This window comes from Amycolatopsis dendrobii (genome assembly GCF_014145675.1).
Classification (GTDB): domain Bacteria; phylum Actinomycetota; class Actinomycetes; order Mycobacteriales; family Pseudonocardiaceae; genus Amycolatopsis; species Amycolatopsis dendrobii.
Window position 1 is genome coordinate 1 of record NZ_JACGZW010000037.1, and the last position, 5,182, is coordinate 5,182.

3 rRNA genes are annotated in these 5,182 nt (G+C 57.2%); all 3 read right to left on the reverse strand.

Annotated features, from left to right (window positions below):
- Positions 1-117, reverse strand: a 5S ribosomal RNA gene (gene rrf, locus H4281_RS44925).
- Positions 118-201: 84 nt separating this feature from the next.
- Positions 202-3,321, reverse strand: a 23S ribosomal RNA gene (locus H4281_RS44930).
- 283 nt (positions 3,322-3,604) lie between these two features.
- Positions 3,605-5,124 (reverse strand): 16S ribosomal RNA (locus H4281_RS44935).
- The 16S, 23S and 5S rRNA genes sit together here, the layout of an rRNA operon.
- Positions 5,125-5,182: the final 58 nt, after the last annotated feature.

A 5,182-nucleotide genomic window follows, 5' to 3' on the forward strand; every position in this document is an offset into this window, starting at 1 on the left:
GTTCGGCGGTGTCCTACTCTCCCACAACCCTTCGGTTGCAGTACCATCGGCGCAGTCAGGCTTAGCTTCCGGGTTCGGAATGGGACCGGGCGTTTCCCTGACGCTAAAACCACCGAAACACTCCGAAACAACACACACCCGCCACATGAGTGACAGCCGGCGTGGTGTTTCAGAACCGTAGAGTGGATGCGTAACATCTTTGTGGGCAAGTCCTCGGCCTATTAGTACCAGTCAACTCGACAACACATTACTGTGCTTCCATTTCTGGCCTATCAACCCAATCGTCTCTTGGGGGCCTTAACCCACATGGGGTGGGATACCTCATCTTGGAACAGGCTTCCCGCTTAGATGCCTTCAGCGGTTATCCCTTCCGAACATAGCCAACCAGCCATGCCACTGGCGTGACAACTGGCACACCAGAGGTCCGTCCGTCCCGGTCCTCTCGTACTAGGGACAGCCTTCCTCAAGTATCCTGCGCGCGCGGCGGATAGGGACCGAACTGTCTCACGACGTTCTAAACCCAGCTCGCGTGCCGCTTTAATGGGCGAACAGCCCAACCCTTGGGACCTACTCCGGCCCCAGGATGCGACGAGCCGACATCGAGGTGCCAAACCATGCCGTCGATATGGACTCTTGGGCAAGATCAGCCTGTTATCCCCGGGGTACCTTTTATCCGTTGAGCGACACCCCTTCCACCAGGAGGTGCCGGATCACTAGTCCCGACTTTCGTCCCTGCTCGACATGTCTGTCTCACAGTCAAGCTCCCTTGTGCACTTGCACTCGACACCTGATTGCCAACCAGGCTGAGGGAACCTTTGGGCGCCTCCGTTACCCTTTAGGAGGCAACCGCCCCAGTTAAACTACCCATCAGGCACTGTCCCTGAACCAGATCATGGTCCGAGGTTCAGATTCCCAATCCGACCAGAGTGGTATTTCAACAACGACTCCACACCCACTAGCGTGAGCGCTTCACAGTCTCCCACCTATCCTACACAAGCCGAACCGAAAACCAATACCAAACTATAGTAAAGGTCCCGGGGTCTTTCCGTCCTGCCGCGCGTAACGAGCATCTTTACTCGTAATGCAATTTCGCCGGGCCTGTGGTCGAGACAGCCGGAAAGTCGTTACGCCATTCGTGCAGGTCGGAACTTACCCGACAAGGAATTTCGCTACCTTAGGATGGTTATAGTTACCACCGCCGTTTACTGGCGCTTAAATTCTCAGCTTCACCCACAAAGTGAGTTAACCGGTCCTCTTAACGTTCCAGCACCGGGCAGGCGTCAGTCCATATACATCGTCTTGCGACTTCGCATGGACCTGTGTTTTTAGTAAACAGTCGCTTTCCGCTGGTCTCTGCGGCCAACCACCCCTCCGTCCGCACGGGACTTCAAGATGCTTGGCCCCCCTTCTCCCGAAGTTACGGGGGCATTTTGCCGAGTTCCTTAACCACAGTTCACCCGATCGCCTTGGTATTCTCTACCTGACCACCTGTGTTGGTTTGGGGTACGGGCCGTGCATGCACTCACTAGAGGCTTTTCTCGACAGCATAGGATCACCCACTTCGCCTCAAACGGCTACGCATCACGTCTCAGCCTATGTGCCATGCGGATTTGCCTACATGACGGCCTACACGCTTACACCAGGACAACCATCGCCTGGCGGAGCTACCTTCCTGCGTCACCCCATCGCTTGACTACTACGGAATCAGGTCCCACGCTCCACACACGGAATCCGTCCGAAGACTTCAACCGCGGCTTCGGGTGGTTAGTGTCAACCGCCTCGCCATGGGCGCACATGCTCGGGTACGGGAATATCAACCCGTTGTCCATCGACTACGCCTGTCGGCCTCGCCTTAGGTCCCGACTTACCCTGGGCGGATTAGCCTGGCCCAGGAACCCTTGGTCATCCGGCGGCAGAGTTTCTCACTCTGCATTCGCTACTCATGCCTGCATTCTCACTCCCGCACCCTCCACGACTCGCTTCCGCGGCCGCTTCCCTGGATGCAGGACGCTCCCCTACCCATCCACACGACTGGATGACCCCCGAAGGAATCACCGATCTATTGTGCGAATGACACAGCTTCGGCGGTGTGCTTAAGCCCCGCTACATTGTCGGCGCAGGACCACTTGACCAGTGAGCTATTACGCACTCTTTCAAGGGTGGCTGCTTCTAAGCCAACCTCCTGGTTGTCTGGGCAATCCCACATCCTTTCCCACTGAGCACACACTTAGGGGCCTTAGCTGGTGTTCTGGGCTGTTTCCCTCTCGACGACGAAGCTTATCCCCCGCCGTCTCACTGCCGCGCTCTCACTAACCGGTATTCGGAGTTTGGTTGATTTCGGTAACCCGGTAAGGCCCCTAGACCATCCAGTAGCTCTACCCCCGGCAAGAAACACGCGACGCTGCACCTAAATGCATTTCGGGGAGAACCAGCTATCACGGAGTTTGATTGGCCTTTCACCCCTACCCACAGCTCATCCCCTCAGTTTTCAACCTAAGTGGGTTCGGGCCTCCACGACGTCTTACCGTCGCTTCACCCTGGCCATGGGTAGATCACTCCGCTTCGGGTCTAGACCACGCGACTCAATCGCCCTATTCAGACTCGCTTTCGCTACGGCTACCCCACCCGGGTTAACCTCGCCACGCAGCACTAACTCGCAGGCTCATTCTTCAAAAGGCACGCCATCACCCAACAAGTGAGCTCTGACGGCTTGTAGGCACACGGTTTCAGGTACTCTTTCACTCCCCTCCCGGGGTACTTTTCATCTTTCCCTCACGGTACTCGTCCGCTATCGGTCTCCAGGAAGTATTTAGGCTTACCGGGTGGTCCCGGCAGATTCACAGCAAATTCCACGAGCTCGCTGCTACTCGGGAACACCACCAAGACCTACGACAACAGCTTTCGCGTACGGGGCTCTCACCCGCTCCGGCCGCCCGTCCCAAGGCGTTCCGCTAACCATCGCGTACATCCGGAGAAATGTCAGTCTCTCCAAGGTGGGTCCCACAACACCGCCTGCACAACGCCTGACAGCTTGACATGCAAACGGTTTAGCCTCTTCCGCTTTCGCTCGCCACTACTCACGGAATCACTTTTGTTTTCTCTTCCTGCGGGTACTGAGATGTTTCACTTCCCCGCGTTCCCTCCGCACCGGCTATATATTCACCGGCGGGTAACACCACATCACTGGTGCTGGGTTTCCCCATTCGGAAATCCTCGGATCACAGCTCGGTTGACAGCTCCCCGAGGCATATCGCAGCCTCCCACGTCCTTCATCGGCTCCTGAAGCCAAGACATCCACCATGTGCCCTTAACAACTTGACCACAAAGATGCTCGCATCCACTCTACAGTTCTCAAACACCACACCAGAAACAACGTGTGTTGCCTCAGGACCCAACAGCGCGCCAGCGAACAAGACCTCGCCCGGATCCGGCCGGCCGACGTTCCACGCGGGACAAACCCGCAGTACTGATCAGCAGCGTCTCCACCGCAAGAACCCATAACCAGTAGTTCCACAATTCCTTGAGCAACCCGAGCAGAAACACAGTCGGCTTCTCGGCTCGAGCCACTCCCAGCACGATGACTGGGATGTGTTGTGCTCCTTAGAAAGGAGGTGATCCAGCCGCACCTTCCGGTACGGCTACCTTGTTACGACTTCGTCCCAATCGCCAGTCCCACCTTCGACCACTCCCTCCCTTGCGGGTTGGGCCATGGGCTTCGGGTGTTACCGACTTTCATGACGTGACGGGCGGTGTGTACAAGGCCCGGGAACGTATTCACCGCAGCGTTGCTGATCTGCGATTACTAGCGACTCCGACTTCACGCAGTCGAGTTGCAGACTGCGATCCGAACTGAGACCGGCTTTAAGGGATTCGCTCCACCTCGCGGTATCGCAGCCCTCTGTACCAGCCATTGTAGCATGTGTGAAGCCCTGGACATAAGGGGCATGATGACTTGACGTCATCCCCACCTTCCTCCGAGTTGACCCCGGCAGTCTCCCACGAGTCCCCGCCATGACGCGCTGGCAACGTAGGATAAGGGTTGCGCTCGTTGCGGGACTTAACCCAACATCTCACGACACGAGCTGACGACAGCCATGCACCACCTGTACACCAACCACAAGGGAAGCCCCATCTCTGGGGATGTCTGGCGCATGTCAAGCCCAGGTAAGGTTCTTCGCGTTGCATCGAATTAATCCACATGCTCCGCCGCTTGTGCGGGCCCCCGTCAATTCCTTTGAGTTTTAGCCTTGCGGCCGTACTCCCCAGGCGGGGCGCTTAATGCGTTAGCTACGGCACGGACAACGTGGAATGTCGCCCACACCTAGCGCCCAACGTTTACAGCGTGGACTACCAGGGTATCTAATCCTGTTCGCTCCCCACGCTTTCGCTCCTCAGCGTCAGTATCGGCCCAGAGACCCGCCTTCGCCACCGGTGTTCCTCCTGATATCTGCGCATTTCACCGCTACACCAGGAATTCCAGTCTCCCCTGCCGAACTCAAGTCTGCCCGTATCGACTGCACGCTGAAGGTTAAGCCTCCAGATTTCACAGCCGACGCGACAAACCGCCTACGAGCTCTTTACGCCCAATAATTCCGGACAACGCTCGCACCCTACGTATTACCGCGGCTGCTGGCACGTAGTTAGCCGGTGCTTCTTATCCAGGTACCGTCACTTGCGCTTCGTCCCTGGCGAAAGAGGTTTACAACCCGAAGGCCGTCATCCCTCACGCGGCGTCGCTGCATCAGGCTTGCGCCCATTGTGCAATATTCCCCACTGCTGCCTCCCGTAGGAGTCTGGGCCGTGTCTCAGTCCCAGTGTGGCCGGTCACCCTCTCAGGCCGGCTACCCGTCGTCGCCTTGGTAGGCCATTACCCCACCAACAAGCTGATAGGCCGCGGGTTCATCCCATACCGCCGGAACTTTCCACCCCCCACCATGCGGTGAAAGGTCATATCCGGTATTAGACCCAGTTTCCCAGGCTTATCCCAGAGTACAGGGCAGATTACCCACGTGTTACTCACCCGTTCGCCACTCATCCCCGGCCGAAACCGGTTCAGCGTTCGACTTGCATGTGTTAAGCACGCCGCCAGCGTTCGTCCTGAGCCAGGATCAAACTCTCCAACAATGCTTTCGAGTTCGATCGAGACTACTCTCAATCAATCATTCTCAAAGGAAACCCCGAC